The sequence below is a fragment of the Methylosoma difficile genome (assembly GCF_054657615.1).
In genome coordinates, this window is the sequence record NZ_BAAHYJ010000004.1 from 326,676 (window position 1) to 346,738 (window position 20,063).

Sequence of the window (20,063 nt, forward strand, 5' to 3'; positions counted from 1 at the left end):
AGAATAAAAATTGATCGGAAAGCAGCCGTTTGCTAACGGCTATTGTGATTAATCGGTGATAGTGAATTTCTCACGTGATGCGTCAACGCGGTCACGTAATTCTTTACCCGGCTTAAAATGAGGAACGTATTTTTTTGATAACGCTACTGATTCACCCGTTTTAGGGTTACGACCCAAACGTGGTGGACGCAAGTGCAAAGAGAAACTTCCGAATCCGCGGATTTCGATGCGCTCGCCTGTAGACAAAGCTTGGTTCATTTTTTCGATAATGCACTTGACGGCAAGCTCTACATCTTTTATTGCCAGATGAGGCTGTTGCCTAGCCAAAATTTCAATTAATTCGGATTTTGTCACATTCTATCCTATGAAAAAGAAAAACTATCGGGTTGGGTGTTTTAAACACCCAACCCTCCATCAATAGATTTATTTTTCTATTTGTTTAAAGATGTCAGCAAAGGTTGGTGAACCTGATGGCTGCTGGGTGTGATCTTTAATAACATGGGCTTCTTCATCTTGCTCTTTAGCTTTGATAGACAAAGAGATAGTTTTGCTTTTCTTATCGACACCGATGAATTTAGCTTCTAAAGTGTCGCCTTCTTTCAACAACGTACGGGCATCTTCAACGCGATCACGTTGAATTTCTGAAGCGCGCAAATAGCCTTCAACATGATCCGCTAAAGTAATAACGGCACCTTTTGCGTCAACTTCTTTGATCGTTCCTTTTACTAAGCTACCTTTTTCATAAGTTGCCAAGAAATTTTGGAAAGGATCTTGGATCAATTGTTTGATACCCAAAGAGATGCGCTCACGTTCGGAATCAACAGCCAAGATAACTGTTTCCAGCTCGTCGCCTTTTTTGAAGTCACGAACCGATGCTTCGCCATCGTCAGCCCAAGAAATGTCTGACATATGGACAAGCCCATCAATGCCGCCTTCCAAGCCGATGAAGATACCAAAATCGGTGATCGATTTGATTTTTCCGGAGATTTTATCGCCTTTATTGTGGGTTGCTGCAAACTCATCCCAAGGGTTGGTTTTGCATTGTTTCATACCCAAAGAGATACGGCGGCGGTCTTCGTCGATTTCCAATACCATCACTTCAACGTCATCGCCCAATTGTACCAATTTCGATGGGTTGACGTTTTTGTTGGTCCAATCCATTTCTGAAACGTGAACCAAGCCTTCCACACCTTCTTCGATTTCCACGAAGCAGCCGTAGTCAGTCAAGTTGTTGACTTTACCGAATACGCGTGTACCGGCTGGGTAGCGGCGGGCAATGTTTTGCCATGGGTCTTCACCCATTTGTTTCATGCCTAAAGAAACGCGGTTTTTGTCTTTGTCGTATTTCAAGACGCGGACTTTAATTTCTTGACCGATTTCCACACACTCAGATGGGTGACGTACGCGTCTCCAAGCCATATCGGTGATGTGCAACAAGCCGTCGATGCCGCCCAAGTCAATGAATGCGCCGTAATCGGTAAGGTTTTTGACTACGCCGATCACTACTGCGCCTTCTTCTAGTGTTTTGAGCAATTCTTCGCGCTCTGCACTGTATTCTTTTTCAACTACAGCACGGCGTGACAACACCACGTTGTTGCGTTTTTGATCGATTTTAATAACTTTGAATTCAAGATCGCGATTTTCTAAGAAGGTTGTATCGCGGATGGGTCTGACATCAACCAATGAACCAGGCAAGAATGCACGCAATGCGCCAACAGCAACGGTGAAACCGCCACGGACTTTGCCGTTGATACGACCAATAATGGTAGCGTCTTTTTCGAAGGCGTTTTCCAACTCGGACCAGGCTTTGTTTTTCTTCGCTTTATCTCGGGAAAGGAGCGTAGCGCCTAAACCATCTTCAAACAAATCAAGGGCAACTTCAATTTCATCGCCAATGGAAACTTCCAATTCACCGTCGTTGTTCAGAAATTGCCATTTAGGGATAACACCTTCTGATTTGGAATGCGTACTGACGATAATCATGTCGTTTTCAATATCAACGACTGTTCCCATCAACATGGCGCCAGGGCGCATTTCAGTTTTGGTTAGACTTTCTTCAAATAATTCAGCAAAGCTTTCGCTCATTTTCTCTTTTCCCAAGCCTGTCGAAACACGAACAAGCCTTTTCATTATCAAAGTTAAAAAAACGCCGCGCCCAACTTGAACATCAAGGCGGCAGTAAAAAGTGGTTTTATTGGATTAAACTTAAAACTTCTGCAATGACCGCATCAACGTCCATTTCTGAAGAATCTAAAAAAACAGCATCACCTGCCATAGCCAATGGGGCGGTTGCCCTTTCGCTATCGCGGCGATCCCGTTCTTGTATGTCGTTCAATAAGCTTGGTAGATTAGCATCAATCCCTTTTTCTATCAACTGTTTATATCTTCTTTCCGCTCTTTTTTCGGCGCTGGCAGTCAAAAAAACTTTGTGCTGGGCATCAGGGAAAACCACCGTACCCATGTCACGTCCATCCGCAACCAAACCCGGCAAACTACGAAAATCTTGTTGCTTTTGCAACAACGCCGCCCTCACGGCTGGCAATACGGCGATGATGGAAGCGGCGTTGCCGGTAGTTTCTAAACCCAGTTGATCGGTGATGTCTTCACCATTGAGCGTAACCTGTAATTGGTCGCCACAAACAAAAGCCAAATGCATGGTTTGGGCAACCTCAACGATGGCTGGTTCGTCAGCCAAATCAACCGATTTTTTCAGCAAGGCTATCGCCAAAGAGCGGTATATCGAACCGCTATCAAGATAGTTCCATCCCAATTTTTTAGCCACCAAACGACTGACTGTGCCTTTTCCTGCCCCACAAGGGCCGTCGATGGTCAGAACAGGGGCTGACATTAACTTTCCTCGGCAACTAAATTTAAACCCAAATTAGTTGCAATGGATTTAAACTCTGGGAACGAGGTATTCACGTTGACACAATCCAATACGGTAATGGGCGCACTGGCTCTCAAACCCGCAATGGAGAACGACATGGCAATGCGATGGTCACCATGGGAAACCACTGTGCCACCGCCGATATTACCGCCACCTTGGATGACCATGCCATCAGGGGTTGGTTGTGCATCGACACCCAAAATTTGCAAACCGTCTGCCATCACCTGAATGCGGTCAGATTCTTTAACGCGCAACTCTTCGGCACCGCTTAAACGGGTTTGACCTTCGGCGCAAGCTGCTGCAACAAACAGCACCGGAAATTCATCAATCGCCAATGGCACCAATTCTTCGGGAATATCAATGCCTTTTAATGGGCTGTAAACCACTCGTAAATCAGCAACGGGCTCGCCACCAACGACACGCTCGTTCATGACTTCAATATGGGCACCCATCAGACGCAAAATATCTATGACGCCCGTACGGGTTGGGTTGATGCCCACGTGCTGCAAAGTGAGGTCCGAACCAGGCGCGATGGACGCACCCACCAAGAAAAAAGCGGCCGAAGAAATATCGCTAGGTACGTCAATATCGCAAGCCAGCAAGTTGCCATCGGCATTGATGCTGACTGTGCCGCCATCTTGTTTGACCGGATAAGAGAAGCCCGTCAACATGCGCTCGGTATGGTCACGGGTGGGCGCGGGTTCGGTAATGACGGTTTCACCTTGTGCGTACATACCTGCCAACATCAGACAAGATTTGACTTGTGCGCTGGCAATCGGCATTGGGTAATTGATACCTTGCATTTGTCCGGCTCTACCGGTGATGTACAGCGGTGCCGTGCCGTTTTCAGTGGTTTTGATGTCCGCACCCATTTGCGCAAGCGGATCGGTAACGCGTTTCATCGGCCTACCTGACAAGGATTTGTCGCCCGTTAATACGGAATTGAAAGGCTGGCCCGCCAATAAGCCGCTTAACAAACGCATAGAAGTGCCTGAATTGCCCAAATACAAATCGTTTTTGGGTGGTTTTAAACCGTGCTTGCCAACACCGTGAATAGTGACTTCGCCATTGACGGGCCCTTCAATCTCCACGCCCATATCGCGGAACGCCTGTAAGGTTGCCAACGCATCTTCAGCTTCAAGAAAGCCCTTTACATGGGTGACGCCTTCAGCGAGTGAACCCAGCATAATGGAGCGGTGCGACATGGATTTGTCACCCGGTACTCGGGCAACCCCTTTTAATTGACCACCGGGCTGGATATGGAATGTGCTTGATTTTGACATAGTACCTTCAAACTGTTGTAAAAAGCGTTGCCGGGCATTTCTGGCATACATGAATGTTGCAAAAAGCTGCTGGCGGTCTTCTTCAACCAGCATCCGTTGTATTTTATCCAATTCACACTGCAATTTTTCAATCAGCGGAACCAGTTCTTCTTTATTGGCCGAACAAATGTCCAGCCACATGGTCGGATCGCTGGAGGCAATCCGGGTAAAGTCTTTAAAACCACCTGCGGCATACTTAAAGATTTCTTCCTGCTCGTCACGATGGCCCAACATATCAACCAGCGCAAAGGCCAATACGTGCGGCAAATGGCTGGTGGCGGCAAATACACTGTCGTGATGCTTGACCTCCATCGTGGATACCACCGCCCCTATTTGCCGCCAAAACGCCTGCAAGACGCTGACAGCCTCTGGCTGCGTATGCGCCAAGGGTGTGATTATCAGGCGCTTGTTTTGGAACAAATCAGCTTTCGACGCTTCGACACCGCTTTGTTCAGCACCGGCAATGGGATGCGCAGGAACAAAATTGCCAGGCACTTCACCAAACACCTGTTGGGCGACCCTGACCACATTGCCCTTGGTGCTGCCAACATCGCTGTATACCGTATGTGCCGACCACAACGGCTTAAGTTCCGCAAGAATATTGCCGATTGCACCCACAGGTGTGGCGATTATCACTAAATCAGCTTCGTGAACCGCGCTTGCCAAATCCAAGAAGTATTCATCAATTACCGCTAAGGCTTTGGCGGCCTTGAGGTTTTTCTCGTCTTCAAGACGACCGTAACCGACAATACGCTGACATAAACCCGCTTGACGGGCAGCACGGGCAATCGAGCCACCAATCAGCCCGACACCAATGATACAGACTTGCTTAAGCATTCAAACAAGCAGCCAAGGCATCTAAAAAGAAAGTATTTTCGGCAGGCGTACCAATGCTGATGCGCAAATGGTTAGGCATTTCGTAATTGGCAACAGGCCTGACGATGACGCCTTTTTGCAGTAACGCTTCGTAAATGGGTAAACCCGCTTGACGTAAATCAACAGAGACAAAATTACCTGCCGACGGAATCCACTCCAAACCCAGCTGGGTAAAACCTTCGGTCAATTGGGCTAAGCCTTGACTGTTATTGCTGATGGTTTTTTGCAAATGCTCGGAGTCTGCCAATGCGGCTTCCGCCGCCAACAACGCCAAACTATTGTTGTTAAAAGGCTGGCGCACCCGGTTGAGAATGTCGGCAATTTCCGGACTAGAAAGACAATAACCCACGCGCAAACCCGCCAACCCGTATGCTTTAGAGAACGTTCGGGTGATGATTAAATTGGGGTATTTAGCCAGCCACGACAAAGAATCCACATCGCCAGCTTGGCTGACAAATTCAAAATACGCCTCATCCAACACGCACAAACAGGTTTCCGGCAAGGCTTTAATAAAGGCTTCGACACTGGCTTGGCTTAACAGCGTACCGGTCGGGTTGTTGGGGTTGGCAATAAACACAACGCGGGTTTTGGCATTGACATTCGCCAACATGGCATCCAAATCATGCCCGTAATTGACGGCAGGCGTTACCACCGCCGTTGCGCCAACCGCTTGTGTGACAATGGGGTAGACCGCAAAAGCGTGCTGGGAAAACACCACTTCCAAATCCGGCGTCAAAAATGCCCTGGCGATCAACTCCAAAATATCGTTGGAGCCATTGCCCAAAGTAATTTGGCTGCTGTCCAAAGCGTATTTTTTAGCCAGCGCTTGCTTTAAATTAAAGCCGTTACCGTCGGGGTATAACGCCAACTGCGGCAACGCGCCTTGTATAGCTTGCAAGGCCAGCGGGCTGGGGCCTAGAGGATTTTCATTGGATGCCAGCTTGATAATTTGGCTTAAGCCCAATTCGCGTTCCAATTCTTCAATCGGCTTGCCGGCTTTGTAAGGGACCAGTTTTTGTACGCCTTGGGCCGCTAAACTGAAAATATTTTCCATGTCTGTTTTTTTTCTGAATTTATAAAACCGCTTTCGGGTAGGAACCCAATAGCTTGAGCATATTGACGTTTTCTTGCACCATTGCCAACGCCTTCACAATTTCCGCATCTTCGCTATGGCCTTCAATATCAATAAAGAACACGTATTCCCACAAACCTTGGCGGGAGGGGCGCGACTCAATATTCATCATGCTAATACCGAATTGGGCAAACGGTTCAAGTATCTTATACAACGCACCGGTTTGGTTGCCGGTGGATACCACTAAAGAAGTTTTATCGTTGCCGGTAGGTGATGACGTTTGGTTGCCAATCACAATGAAGCGCGTGGTGTTATTGGCTTCATCTTCGATATTTTTTTCTAAAATCGGCAAGTTATAGACATCGGCGGCGATCGCTCCAGCAATGGCAACCGTTTGTTTATTCAGCGATGCCAAGCGCGCAGCTTCGGAATTGCTGCTGACGGCGGTCAGTTTGATGCCGGGCAAATGGGTGTCCAACCAGTGGCGGCATTGCGCCAATGATTGCTGATGGGAAAACACTTCGGTGACATCAGCCAAACTATCAACCAAACCCATCAGGTTTTGATGCACCCGAATTTCAACCTCGCCACAAATTTTTAACGGCGACAACAGGAAACGGTCCAAGGTATGGTTAATGACACCTTCTGTAGAATTTTCCACCGGCACCACCCCAAACTGGCAGTTTTCACGTTCCACTGCACTGAAGATATCGTTGATGGAAGCCATCGGCATCGATTTCACCGCATGACCAAAATGCTTAATGACCGCCTGCTGGGTAAATGTGCCTTCCGGCCCTAAAAAGGCCACATCCAAGGGTTTTTCCAAGGCCAGACACGCCGACATCAATTCCCTAAAAAAACGCACGGTGGCGTAATCGGACAAGGGGCCTGGATTTAAATCTTTAATGCGCCTTAATACCAAAGATTCGCGGTCAGGCCGATAAAAAGTCCCCTGCTCGCCCTGTGCGATTTTCGTTTTGGCAACTTCCAAGGCGCATTCGGCGCGCTTGTTGATAAGCTGCAAAATTTCTTTATCAATCGCGTCAATTTGTGCCCTTAATTCGGCAAGCGGGATGATGGATGACATGCGTGGCTCTGTAGTTAAATAATTAATGGGTTCTTTCAAACTCAGCCATAAAATCAATCAAGGCTTTCACACCTTCTTCGGGCATGGCATTGTAAATGCTGGCGCGCATACCGCCGACGGAACGGTGGCCTTTCAATTCAAACAAGCCATTGGCTTCAGCCGCAGCCAAGAAAGGCTTGTCAAGGCTTTCGTCCGCCAAAATAAACGGTACGTTCATGCGTGAGCGTGCCGAAACTTCAACCGGATTATGGTACAAAGAAGACTCGTCAATGGCGCTATACAACAAACCTGCCTTAGCAATATTGCGCTGCTCAATGGCCTTAACACCGCCCTGCCCTTGCAACCATTTCAACACCAAGCCCACCAGATACCAGTTGTAAGTGGCTGGCGTGTTAAGCATGGATTGGTTTTTGGCTTGTTCGGCATAGTTAAATACCGAAGGCGTGGTTTTTTGCGCGAAGCCGACCAAATCATCACGGACGATGACAACGGTTACGCCCGCAGGCCCCATATTTTTTTGCGTACCGGCGTAAATCAGGCCAAAACGGCTGACATCAATTTTGCGCGACAAAATATTGGACGACATATCCGACACCAACGGCAAACCCTGGCTATCCGGAATCTCACCAAATTCGACTCCGTGGATGGTTTCATTGCTGGTGTAATGCAGATAAGCCGCATCCTGATCGAGCTGCCATTCGTCTGGGTTAGGGATCGAAGTAAATTTGCTGGCTTCTGAGCTGGCGCTCACGACAACTTCACAATAAGCCGCCGCGTCTTTAATCGCTTTTTCCGACCACGCACCGGTTTTGATATAACAGGCTTTGGTCTTGTCTTTTAAAATGTTTTGAGGAATGAGCGAAAATTGCGCCGAGGCGCCACCTTGCAAAAACAGCACCTGATAATTTTCAGGCACCGCCAACAATTGGCGCAAATCACTTTCTAGCTCTTCAGCAATGATCGAGAAGTGTTTGCCACGATGGCTCATTTCCATCACCGACATACCGCTATCGCGCCACTCCAACAGTTCGCGTTGGGCTTGTTCTAGCACCGCTTCAGGAAATGCCGACGGACCGGCGCTAAAATTAAATACTCTCGACATGGCTGCTCTCTGGATGGCTGTTTTTTAAAAGCTAATTCTAGTTATTATCGGGTTCCGGCAAATCGACATCGCCGTTATTGGCACTGGCATCATCATTTTCGGCACTTTCTGCAACATCGTTGCCGCTGTCACCATCGATATCCTCGTCTTCACCCGCCAAACCTTCAATGCGGTCAACACCAATGACTTTTTCTTTTTTATCCAAGCGGATAATAGTGACACCTTGAGTATTTCTGCCAACCACCGAAATACCATCAACGCGGGTGCGCACCAAAGTGCCGCCATCGCTAATTAGCATGATTTCGTCGGTATCGTTGACCAGCACCGCACCCACGACAGCGCCATTGCGCTCGGAGGTTTGGATGGCGATCAAGCCTTGCCCGCCGCGTTTGTGGCAGGTAAATTCTTCCAACTTAGTGCGTTTGCCATAGCCATTTTCGGTAATGTTCAGCACCGTGCCTTCGGTGGAGATAATCAGCGAAATAATTTTTTCGCCTTCCTTAAGCTTCATGCCGCGAACGCCAGAAGCCGTCCGCCCCATCGAGCGCACATCTTCTTCGTTAAAACATACCGCCTTACCAGTGCTACTGAACAACAGCACATTTTGCTGCCCGTCCGTCACCGCCACGCCCACTAAGGTATCGCCTTCGCGCAAATCAATGGCGATTTTGCCGGTGGTGCGCTGGCGTTCGAATTCGTTCAAGGGCGTTTTCTTGACGGTTCCAGCCGACGTTGCCATAAACACAAATTTGTTATCGCTAAACTCGCGGATCGGCATCATGGCGTTGATTTTTTCGCCCTGCTCCAACGGCAACAAATTGACAAACGGCTTGCCGCGCGCGGCACGGGAAGCGACCGGCAATTGGTAAACCTTCAACCAATAGACTTTGCCCAACGATGAGAAACATAGGATGGTGTCGTGGGTATTGGCAACAATCAGTTTTTCGACGTAATCGGTTTCTTTGGTAGCCGTTGCCGACTTGCCGCGCCCGCCGCGCCGTTGCGCTTTGTAATCGGTCAGTGGCTGCGATTTGACATAACCTTCGTGCGACATAGTGACGACCATGTCTTCTTCGGTAATCAAATCACCATCGGACAAGTCCGAATGGCTTTGCATAATTTCGGTGCGGCGCGGATCGGCGTATTCGTCTTTAACAGCAACCAGCTCTTCACGGATGATTTCCATCAAACGGCTGTCGTTAGCCAAAATAAACAGATATTCGTCAATTTGCTCAAGCAATTGCCTGTATTCGTCAACCAGTTTGTCTTGTTCCAAACCAGTCAGGCGATGCAGACGCAAATCCAAAATGGCCTGGGCTTGTACTTCCGACAAGCGGTAGACGCTGCCTTGGATGCCGAACTCAAGCGCCAAACCTTCTGGTCTGGAGCGGTCGGCATCTGCACGTTCCAGCAAGCTGCCGACCAATCCGGCATTCCAAGTTCTGGCTAACAAGCCGTCTTTAGCCTGTTCGCGGTTGGGTGAGTTTTTAATCAGCTCGATCATGTCGTCGATATTCGCCAACGCCACCGCCAAACCTTCCAAAACATGCGCCCTGTCGCGGGCTTTGCGGAGCAAATAGACAGTGCGGCGCGTCACACAGACACGGCGGTGATCGATGAAAGCACTGAGAATTTCAATAAGGCTCATACAATGCGGACGACCATCCAACAAAGCCACCATATTGATGCCAAACACGGTTTGGAATTGGGTTTGTTTGTAAAGATTGTTCAGTACCACTTCCGGCACTTCACCACGGCGCAACTCAATCACCAAGCGCATGCCATCTTTGTCGGATTCGTCGCGGATTTCGGAAATGCCTTCCAGCTTGCCTTCTTTAACCAACTCAGCAATTTTGATCTGCAAACTGGCTTTGTTGACCTGATACGGCAGTTCGGTCGTGACAATGGCATGGCGGTTGCCGCCGCTTATTTCCTCGAAATGGCAACGGGCGCGCAGGTAAATTTTGCCGCGACCGGTGGTATAGGCATGGTAGATGCCCGAAGCGCCGTTAATGGAACCAGCGGTGGGGAAATCTGGGCCAGGCAAGTGTTGCATCAGCTCTTGAATGCTGATGTCCGGGTTGTCAATCATCGCCAAACAGGCGCTGACCACTTCCGTCAAATTGTGCGGAGGGATGTTGGTCGCCATACCCACAGCGATACCGGACGAACCATTGACCAATAAATTGGGTACGCGGGTTGGCAGTACGCGCGGCTCGGATTCGGATTCGTCGTAGTTGGGAATGAAATCGACGGTGTCTTTATCAAGGTCCGCCAACAATTCATGGGAGATTTTAGCCAGCCTAACTTCCGTGTAACGGTCTGCTGCTGGGGGGTCGCCATCGACCGAGCCAAAGTTGCCTTGCCCGTCAATCAGCATGTAGCGCATAGAGAATGGCTGTGCCATCCGCACCATGGTGTCGTAAATCGCCATATTGCCATGTGGGTGGTATTTACCCATGACATCCCCGACGATACGCGCGGATTTTTTATAGGGTTTGTTCCAATCGTTGCCGACTTCGTACATGCCGTACAAGACGCGTCTGTGTACGGGTTTTAAACCATCTCTCGCATCAGGCAAAGCTCGACCTACGATGACGCTCATGGCGTAATCCAGGTATGACTGCTTCATCTCGTCTTCGAGGTTAACAGCAATAATTTCTTTAGCGAAGTTTGACATGGCTCCCTAATTGATTTGAATGCCGCGTAATCCGCAACGACATGGATTTTCTATACAAATTACCCCATCCAACGGCTAATTCCTTAACCGTAGAGGATAGGATCAGAAGTGGATTTAGCCTGCCATTGTAACAAATTAATGAACTTTAGTCGAAGCGCTTAATTGTTTGCTGCAAGCTGCCGCAACTGCCGGGAATGATGCCAAGCCAGCAAAGCGATGCAGAACCCACATCAAACAAACATCAAGTGTTCATCACCAAAAAGTGACTGATAAAGACTAATGTCTTCGGCATAGTGTTTTTTGACAATGGCGACCAACTCTTCGGTATACAAAGAAGCAGGGTTCGGGCATTTGCCGGCACGCTTTAATTGCATGATATGGAAAGCCGAATGACCTGCGAATTGTCCAGGCTCGCCCAGGAGCGTAAACCCGCCAATGCCGTGTTTGGTCAGTTGGCGGGCATCAACGATGGGCAAGTTGATTTTGGCCTTTAACATTTCCGGTACTTGGGCAAAATTTTCCAAGCAAAAATAATCATCGTATTTTTCGTATACCAAAAAATCGACCTGAGGCCGCCAATGGATGTTGGCATCGCGGATCGTCTTTTTTTGCATCTGCCTGATAAAAAATGCAAAACTCATATCGCTGACTTCTTTCTGGCGGTTGGTTAGCTCATAAAGCTGCCACGCGTCGGGGTAATGCCCGACAATCTTATCCAAATAACAGCTCGCCAGACGTGCGAACGGGCAACGCAAAATCACAAAGGTATAAGCCGCCGTTAACGCACTGGCTAAGTCGGCGGTAAAAGTGTCGTTGTTTTGATGCACCCAATTGAAATCATGCTCGTCACGGATGCAACCATTGGCAATCGCCAAAGATACCCGCATCGTTGTGCAGGCGTTTTTAGGGATAAAACTATAAACCGCATTGGCTGAATAAATCCGCAAAGCATGGTTCATGGCAAAACCGTGGGCGGTATTTTTGTGTTTTAGGGATTTGTAACTGTCATCGGCATACTTAAATCGTCGATTCATGGCTGGACACCTTGTTGTGGAAAAAAAGCAAAACAAGCATAGCTGACATCTGTGATGCCGCCACTAGCGGCTATCAGCAACCTCTCCTTCCAATTTAGGTTGCGCCAGCAAACGCGTTAACCAAACAACAATCGATTTTTGGCTAACATGCAAAGCCGTATTCGGAAAAAAGCCTATTGCCAGCACCAACAGCATCGGCGTAACCAGCAATAATTTTTCGCGCCACACCAAATCATACAACTGGGCAATACGCGGGAGGCTTACGGGACCTAAAAATGCCCGGCGCGTGAATGACAAGAAGGAAGCTGCCGCCAAAACCGCCGCCACCAAGCCCATAATGCCCAAACTGGGATGTGCCTGCAAAGCGCCCACCAGCATCAGCAGTTCAGCAGGAAAACCGCTGGTGCCAGGCATACCAATACTGGCGACAGCCAACAGAAAATAACAGCAGGTCAGTTTCGGCATCACTTTTGCCAACCCGCCCAAATGCACCTGTTCGGTACTGCCTAACCGATGGTGCAAAAAACCGGCAATCAGCATCAGGCTTGCCGCCAGCACAGAAAAGTTGAGTAACTGCAGTAACGCCCCCTGCAAGCCTTGCATGTTTAAGGACGACACGCCGACCACCACCAACCCGACATGGCTAATGCTGGAATACGCCAACAAACTCCGCAAATTGGTTTGCCGCAAGGCGATGAGGGCGGCGTAGATTAACGTGATAGCCCCAAATATCCCTAACAGCCAACTGTATTCGACCGCCGCACTGGGAGCTAAAGGCATGGCAAACCGGATGATTCCGTAGACACCCAGCTTTAGCCCCATCAATAAAGCAGCAAGAAAACTGGGCGCTTCCATAGCCGCCGACGGTAACCAAGTATGAAATGGCGCAAGCGGGATTTTTACCGCAAAGCCCAGCAACAGCAGCAAAAACACCGCTGTTTGCAAAGTGTCGGGCAAAGCCGTCTCCAGCAATACCGGCAAGCTAAACGATAAATTGCTGCCGATGACAACACCCACGCTACTGGCATGATTGACCGCCAACAAGACAATGCCCAGCAATAGCGGCGCGCCCCCAAACAACATGAATAAGGTGTACTTGGTTGCCGCACTGCGGCGCAAGGAACCGATACCCCACAAGCCCATCAGGAAAAAAATCGGCGGCAAGGTCAGTTCCCAAAACAAAAAGAACAGCACTAAATCCAACGCCGAAAACACCCCCATGGTCATGCTTTCCAGCAATAACAACAAAGCCCACTGCAAACGCGGCAACTGCGCGTTATGCCAAGACGCACCCATCGCCAACAATGTTAGCAAGGCCGTCATCGGCAAAAACAACACGGAGATGCCATCTATCCCCAGTAGAAATTGGATATTTAAACTGGGTATCCAAACATGGCTTTCCACCAACTGGAAAGCCTCGTTGTCAGGATTAAAGACCCACACCGCCACAATCGCCAATAGCAACTCTGTCAATGCGAACGCCAACGCCAGTGTTTTTGCCAGCCGTGGATGCTGACATGCCGCCAGCACCAACATGCCCATCAACGGCAAAGCGATCAACACGCTTAGCAAGGGGAAATCTGCGTCGGTCATGGCGCCTCCTGTTCATCTTGATCCTCGACTGCAGGGGCAAGACTGTCTTTTGAGCCATGCACCGGATAGCCTTTTTCAATGGAAGACGCTTCTTGGTCAACAAAATTAAGCCACGGCGTGGTGTAAAAACCAGTACCAATCAGCAACAAGCATATCACCACGGCAATGATGCGCTCTTTAACCACTGGATGATGTGAGCTGCTATATGGTTGATGGGCGCGTTTGGGTGTCGCGATAAACACTTGCTGGAAAGCCCGCAATAAAAAGGCCGCAGCCAAAACGTTGCCCAGCAAAATGGCAATGGCGATCAACCAACCTTCTTCTTCAATCACCCCTTCAATCAGCAAATGCGCGGCATCGAAACCTGGCGTACCGGGCATAACCATCGTGCTCAATGCAGACACCATAAACAGCAAGGCAATCGTAGAATTAGTGTCGAACAAACCGCCCAAACGGGGAATAAAAGCAGTACGGGTGCGCTCGTAAATCAGCCCGACACTGAAAAACATACCTGCCGTTGCCAAACCATAAGCAATACACAACAACAAGCTGCCTTCCAAACCAAATTCGTTAAAACAAAACGCCCCTATCATCAACATACCGGTGTGGCTGATGACCGCAAAAGCCATTAAGCGGCGGATGTTGATTTGCATCAACGCCAACAAAGCCCCGTAAAAAATGCTGATCAGGCATAAAGCCATGACAAAACCCGCCCAGTTTTCGGCAACGCCCGGCAAAATCGGCAAAATAAAGCGGATGACGGCATAAATGCCCAGCTTAAGCCCCACCAGAAAAATCGCACCGCTGGCAACCGTACCCTGCTCCGCCAACAACGGCAGCCAACCATGGAACGGGAACAAAGGCATTCGGATGGCAAAACCAAACAGCAGCAAAATGAAGATCAGCACCTCATCGTGCAAATAAGCGTTATTCTCTTTAATGGTCAGCCAATCGAAGGTCAGGTCATGGTCTGATCCAACCAGGCCAAACGCCAAAAACAAGAAACCCGCCAAGGTCATCAGCAAGCCACTGCCCCAATATTGGATAAACAACGCCACCACCGAACGGCGCATTTGCCCAGTACCGGCATCCAGCGTCAGCACCACCACGGGCACTAATTCCAACACCGACCACAACCAGAATTGCATCATGTTCAACGCCGAAAACGCGCCGATCAGCACTGCTTCGTAACCTACCAGACAGGCGATAAAAACCTTGCCTTCAACATGACGGGTAATCAGCGTATAGACCAAAGCCAAAAACGCCAGCACTGCCGTCAGCGGGATAAACAAAATATTGGCACCATCCACACCGACACAATAACTCATGCCCGCAAACTGAAGACGCTCCAACAATTGGATGCCGGAATTGCCAGTATCAAACACCATCAGCAAATAAACGCTTAACACCACCGCCAAACCTGAGCCAACAAACGCAATCCGCAAAGCCGTCAGCATGGTTTTGCTCAGCAACACCGCCACCACCGTCAACAGCGGAATTGCCGTCAACGTCGACAACAACGGGAAGGCCGCCGTAGCGGACCATAAAGTTACTTGGGTTTCCATGCCAGCCTCAAAACGCCACCAAGAAGGTGATACAAACAAACAACACCAAATAGCGCGGACGCAAAATCAGCAATTCGAACTGGTTGGCGGCATAACCTAATTTTCTGCCCCAATGCACCGCATCCTTGCCGACACCCCGCAACACAAAACGGTCTTCAAACCAATGCATGACCGCCGCTGCCCACTGCATCAGCTTACCAGCCAAACCGCTGCCTTGGGCAAACTCATCGGCTTCGCTGGACAAATTCGCGCCAATACTGTCTTCTTCCTGTTGAGCAAGCGTCGCCAATGTGCGGATGGCAGGTTCCGGCGACCCCATAAAACGATCAACGATATGGGCATCAAAATAGCTTAAATCTTGCGCCAGCTGGCGTACCGGATTGACCAAAGCCCAATCGGTAATCGGATCCAACCAGAAGCGCTGCAGCGACGACGTAAACGCCCACGGCTGCTGCGCCAATGCGCCGGTAACAGGCTTATTGGGCCTGCCTGCCACATCATGCATTAACGAAGGCGCTGTTAAAAATTGCAAGCCGCGGACAATGGCATGGGCGCACAGATGCCAAGCCGCCAGCTGCCACCAGCCCAAGCCGCATTCCAAAAACATCAGACCTAACTGCCCGGAAGTGGCAAACACCAAGGAAGATTTCACATCGGTTTGGCTTAAGCCGACAATAAAACTGTACAAAGCCGTCAAGCCGCCCACAATGCCCAACACCGCCATGGCAAACGGCGATTGCTCAAAAATCGGCTGCAACAACCAAACCAGATAAACGCCTGCATGAACCATCACCGCGCCATAAAACACCACACTGGAAGGCGTCGGCCCCTCCATCGCCCTTGCCAGCCAAGGCGTAAACGGCAATTGCGCAGACTTGGCGAAAGCCGCCAAAGCAAAGCACAAGCTAATGCCGGTCGCCTGACCGATACTTAACTCATCCTTCGCGGCAAGCAAACGCGCCCAATTGATATTGTCCAACCATGCATAGCACAAGCTGATCCCAATCAGAAAACCAGCATCGCCGATACGGTTGGTAAGGAAGGCTCGGGTGGCGTTTACAACCGCCACCGGCTTGTCATACTGATAGCCAATCAGCAGATACGAACACAAGCCAGCGACTTCCCAGCCGGCAAAAGTACCGACAATATTGCCCGACAACACCAGCATTTGCATGGCGGCGGCAAACAGGCTAAGCACAAAAAAGAAGCGGTGGAAGCCTTTTTCGCGATGCATATAGTTGACGGCGAAACGGCCTGCCAACACCATCAGCAACGCAAACAAGGCAGACAACAGCACATTGAAACCGGTGCTGATGAAATTGATGCGGATGTCCAGCGTATCGCTGCCCAACCACTGCCCGACACTGAAATAACCGCTCGTTTTACCCAGCCAATCGGCAATCAGCAAAGCAAAAGCCATCAGGCATGACAAACTGGCGGCACCCACCGCCAGATCTGCCGTGACATTCTCGGACGGCTCGTCCGCCAGTTTTCCCAAACCGACGCCTGCGCCAATGATGAGCGCCGCACAAAGTGGCAAGAAAGGGATCATAATGACCAACGCATCCATCATAAAACCACCTGCATCATCGGCTGGTTAAGCAATTGGGGCGGCACCGGCTGGCTGTGTCCGGCATAACAAGCCAAAGAATTGGCGGAAACGGGCAGCTCGGTGGCTACCGGCAGCCACGGCGTAAAACCTTTGCCACGCTCAAAGACTGACAATTCGCCGGTGTCGGGATGGATCGCGCCCAAATGCACCCAACCACCGGCAATCAATTCCTGCAAGCCAGGTTGCTCGGCATAAATGCGTTCCAAAACCGTGGTTTTGGCTTCGACTATAATCTGCAAACGCATGGCTTCGTGGATTTCCACCATTTGTTTCGGCAAACCGGTGCGCAGGTCGCTGGACGCGCCTTCCATAACGGCAAAAAAACCGATGACGTTATGCGCCACTTTCGTGCCACAACCTAAGTGTTCGTTGTTGACGGTGGAAAAATAATATTCCAAGTTAATGCCCGAACCCACCGACCCGACCGCCAGCAAAATCGCTTCCAAAACCTGACCGTCGGCATCTTGGCTGGCATCGTACGAAATCAAAAACACCCGTCTGTCCAAAAAAGTCCCTTGCGTCACCGAACGCCGTCCGATGACCGCCGCCGCATTGGTGGCATGGCCCAATTCAGGACGGACTTGCGAAAAGTCCAGTGCGCGCTCTTCTATATGGAATAGCGCATCTTTTAATGAAGGGTTGCGCGGCGCGGAAGCCAAGCGTCGGCAACGCTCATGCGCCGACTGCTGGCGGATTTGCGCCAATTGCTGGTTTAAACCGCTGAACGCCGCCTGCTGTTGGGCGGGCAAATCTTGCAAATCGTACCAACTGATAGTTTCGTTACAGGTGTTGTGTTCTGCGCCGATAAACCAGGTATCGTCCGGAATAACGATGCCACGCGCGCTTAGCAATCCCCGCACCTGCGGACGGTTAGCCATCGCAGCAAAGACACGCGCATTAGGGCCGCCATGACGACCGCTGCACGCGCCACAATCGTAAGCGGCGCGGTGTGGATTGTTCAAACTGCTGGAACCGTGCCCCATCAGCACCACCAAGGGCGCAAAGCCATGGGTCAAACCGATAGTGCGCAAAAAACCGGCGACGCGATCAGCCTGTTCGCTATCGGTAAAACCACTTTGCGGATGGGAGGGCGTGGCAGAGCCATTGGCGACCTGCGCAGTCACTTGCACTTCAGAAGGCAGATCCGGCATCAAGCGCTTGGTGATGCTTGCCCGTAAGTCGTGCCAGTGTTTGGGTATCAGCGCTTTGCCAAGCAAGTTCAGCAAAACAAAAGGGGCAGCCATATTCATCAGCAATTGCGACAACAACACCTGCCGCCGCAAACCGTGGTGGTAAAAATCCGCCCATTGTTGGCTGATACACCATTGGGTGCGAAGACGGGCAAAACCCGCTTCCGCATCAGCACGGGGCGCTTCGTTAACTTGATGGACAGGTGTAACCACCACCGGACATAAAGCCGCCGGATAAGCATCTTGCCAACCTTGGTAATGCATCGCCACACCAAAAAAGCCCGCTGCGCCCAAGGTTTCAATGGCTGGATTCAATGCCTCCAAATGCCGCCGGAAGCTTTCTTCGCGCTCGTCCATGCAAAAGACGATTTGCGCTTCCGGCCTTTGCTCGCGGCTTGCCCAGCGACCGCGCCGGTGATTGGCACGTAAGACGTGGAACAGCTCTTCGCGGTAATGGCGTTCGTAAGCGGCCAACCATATTGGGCTGCGTTGGTTGCTGGTAAAGCCATCCAATACCGACAGCAACGCCTGCAAATCGGACTGCTCAAGCTGCGCGACCGTTGACGGCCCCAAGCCCAAATGCTGGCACAGGCGGAATAGTCGCCAGACGCTATTGCCGGTAGAGTGGCTGACTTGGCACTGCGCCAACGGGCTGGCAAGCCAAGTTTGGATCAGATCCGCCAGTTGCTGCCAATCGGCGCGGTTATTGCGTTCGGAACCGCTGCGGATAATCAGGGCTTCGGCTTTTTGCACCAAATATTCCGGCAGATTGCCTTGATATAAACGCTCGCGCACCAGCAATTCAGACAAGTTTTTGCTGAAGTAACCACGCAACGCATCAACATTGGCTTCAACTTTCCAAATGTCGCGGCAGACTTGGTTAAGCCAGAGCTTATCCAAAGTGAGGCGGATCGCCAAATAATCAGCCAGTTCCGGCACGATAGTACTATTGCTGCGGTAGTCAGGATGCTGTTGCCGCCAGTTTATCAAGCCCGACCAGCCTGGCAGCTCCAATGCCAAACGTTGCAAATAATTTTCCCAATTGGTTTTGGCAATACCCAGCTCGGTCAAATGATAGGCAATCGCCGCCAGCGCATCGTCGGGCAATTCATTGAGGGTCTGTTGCCAGTCGGGCAAGGCTTGCAAGAACAAGTTGGCATCGTAAGGCAAGGTCGCCCGCCAAGCGGCATAAACGCCACCTTGTTGGCTTGGCGGAAAATGCCAGGCCGCCACACCTTCGTCCATGCATGAGGCGAAAATGCGGATCAGCTGCGGTCGCACCGAATCTAAAATATCGATACCACTTAACGCTTGCACAAATCCGCGCAAGGTGGTGTCTGCCCCGACCCTATCCAACAAGGCTTGCAATTGCAAGCGCGCTTGTTGTTGGGTCAGTTCGTGAGCCGACGCACCTTGTTCGGCTTGCACCAACCAATCTTCGACCTGTTCGGGCGACAACTCCAACAAGGCTTCGCAATGCAATCCGGCATGCGCCAATCCTAAAGTAATGGAAATAATGTCCCACAAGGCGCTAACTGCTTCGCTTTCATCGCCTTCGCCCGCCAAAAAAACCTGCCGTACTTTTGGCGGCACATCGGTTTGTAGCTTGCTTAGTACTTGCTGCTCTTCTATCAGCCAATTGAGATGGCTGGTACTGACCGGATCAAAATCAAACAATAAGGCACATTGGTAAATCGCTTGTCGGTTAAGGTTTTTCTGAGCCAGTTCGCAAACGCTTTGCCCAGCCTGAAGATGCGGAAAAGTAGCAAAAGCGGCGTTTAAGTCGTCATCGGTGATGCGGCCTTGCCGGTAAAATGCGCGGAAGCTGTTGTCGGGAAGATAGGCGTTAATGTCGGTGGTACGTTCGGCTTCCGCCAAGGCTTGCTCAAATGGCAAATGTTGGTAGCCGTGTAATGTGTTGTGGTGAACGAAGTCCTGAATGGGTGCTTGCCCAGGCAAAAGATGGGCAAGATGGCTGATAGCCGCGCGGATGAGTTCGATACTGTCTTGGGATTTAAACGCCTTATTTCGCATGCCCGTTCC

General features: G+C 50.3%; 13 protein-coding genes. All 13 read right to left on the reverse strand.

Translation table 11 applies throughout. From position 1 onward, the window contains the following. Window positions 1–48: 48 nt before the first annotated feature. The 13 genes from ACYQ1O_RS13230 to ACYQ1O_RS13290 all read right to left on the reverse strand — a co-directional run bounded on the left by ACYQ1O_RS13230 (window position 49) and on the right by ACYQ1O_RS13290 (window position 20,054). On the reverse strand, window positions 49–354 hold the full coding sequence (locus tag ACYQ1O_RS13230; protein WP_459992308.1) for an integration host factor subunit beta: 306 nt from the start codon (window positions 352–354) through the stop codon (window positions 49–51). A 69-nt stretch (window positions 355–423) separates the two neighbouring features. Further along, window positions 424–2,085, reverse strand: coding sequence for a 30S ribosomal protein S1 (gene rpsA, locus ACYQ1O_RS13235; protein ID WP_459992309.1), 1,662 nt, complete (start codon window positions 2,083–2,085; stop codon window positions 424–426). 106 nt (window positions 2,086–2,191) lie between these two features. Further along, complete coding sequence (gene cmk / locus ACYQ1O_RS13240; RefSeq protein WP_459992311.1) at window positions 2,192–2,848, reverse strand: (d)CMP kinase; 657 nt, start codon at window positions 2,846–2,848, stop codon at window positions 2,192–2,194. Beyond that, window positions 2,848–5,046 carry a bifunctional prephenate dehydrogenase/3-phosphoshikimate 1-carboxyvinyltransferase gene (locus ACYQ1O_RS13245; RefSeq protein ID WP_459992312.1) on the reverse strand — a complete coding sequence of 733 codons (2,199 nt, stop codon included), beginning with the start codon at window positions 5,044–5,046 and terminating at the stop codon, window positions 2,848–2,850. The genes cmk and ACYQ1O_RS13245 overlap by 1 nt, the downstream gene beginning before the upstream one ends. Continuing rightward, window positions 5,039–6,139, reverse strand: a complete 1,101-nt coding sequence (hisC, locus tag ACYQ1O_RS13250; RefSeq protein WP_459992314.1) for a histidinol-phosphate transaminase — start codon at window positions 6,137–6,139, stop codon at window positions 5,039–5,041. The genes ACYQ1O_RS13245 and hisC overlap by 8 nt, the downstream gene beginning before the upstream one ends. Window positions 6,140–6,158: 19 nt before the next feature. Then, entirely contained in the window at window positions 6,159–7,244 is a 1,086-nt protein-coding gene (gene pheA, locus ACYQ1O_RS13255) for a prephenate dehydratase (protein ID WP_459992316.1), read from the reverse strand. 22 nt (window positions 7,245–7,266) lie between these two features. After that, window positions 7,267–8,346: a 3-phosphoserine/phosphohydroxythreonine transaminase gene (serC, locus tag ACYQ1O_RS13260; RefSeq protein WP_459992317.1), complete on the reverse strand. Its 1,080-nt coding sequence runs from the start codon at window positions 8,344–8,346 to the stop codon at window positions 7,267–7,269. A 37-nt stretch (window positions 8,347–8,383) separates the two neighbouring features. Next, a complete protein-coding gene (gene gyrA / locus ACYQ1O_RS13265; protein WP_459992319.1) occupies window positions 8,384–11,026 on the reverse strand; it encodes a DNA gyrase subunit A in 2,643 nt (880 codons plus the stop codon). Window positions 11,027–11,256: 230 nt separating this feature from the next. Then, window positions 11,257–12,060 (reverse strand): sulfotransferase family 2 domain-containing protein, encoded by an 804-nt coding sequence (locus tag ACYQ1O_RS13270; RefSeq protein WP_459992321.1) that lies wholly within the window; start codon window positions 12,058–12,060, stop codon window positions 11,257–11,259. Between the two features lie 63 nt (window positions 12,061–12,123). Further along, window positions 12,124–13,653, reverse strand: coding sequence for a complex I subunit 4 family protein (locus ACYQ1O_RS13275; protein WP_459992323.1), 1,530 nt, complete (start codon window positions 13,651–13,653; stop codon window positions 12,124–12,126). Next, window positions 13,650–15,218, reverse strand: coding sequence for a complex I subunit 4 family protein (locus ACYQ1O_RS13280; protein WP_459992325.1), 1,569 nt, complete (start codon window positions 15,216–15,218; stop codon window positions 13,650–13,652). Before ACYQ1O_RS13280 ends, ACYQ1O_RS13275 begins: the two co-directional genes overlap by 4 nt. Window positions 15,219–15,225: 7 nt before the next feature. Next, window positions 15,226–16,791 (reverse strand): NADH-quinone oxidoreductase subunit 5 family protein, encoded by a 1,566-nt coding sequence (locus tag ACYQ1O_RS13285; RefSeq protein ID WP_459992327.1) that lies wholly within the window; start codon window positions 16,789–16,791, stop codon window positions 15,226–15,228. Next, window positions 16,788–20,054 (reverse strand): DUF2309 domain-containing protein, encoded by a 3,267-nt coding sequence (locus ACYQ1O_RS13290; protein ID WP_459992329.1) that lies wholly within the window; start codon window positions 20,052–20,054, stop codon window positions 16,788–16,790. Before ACYQ1O_RS13290 ends, ACYQ1O_RS13285 begins: the two co-directional genes overlap by 4 nt. Window positions 20,055–20,063 lie beyond the last annotated feature (9 nt).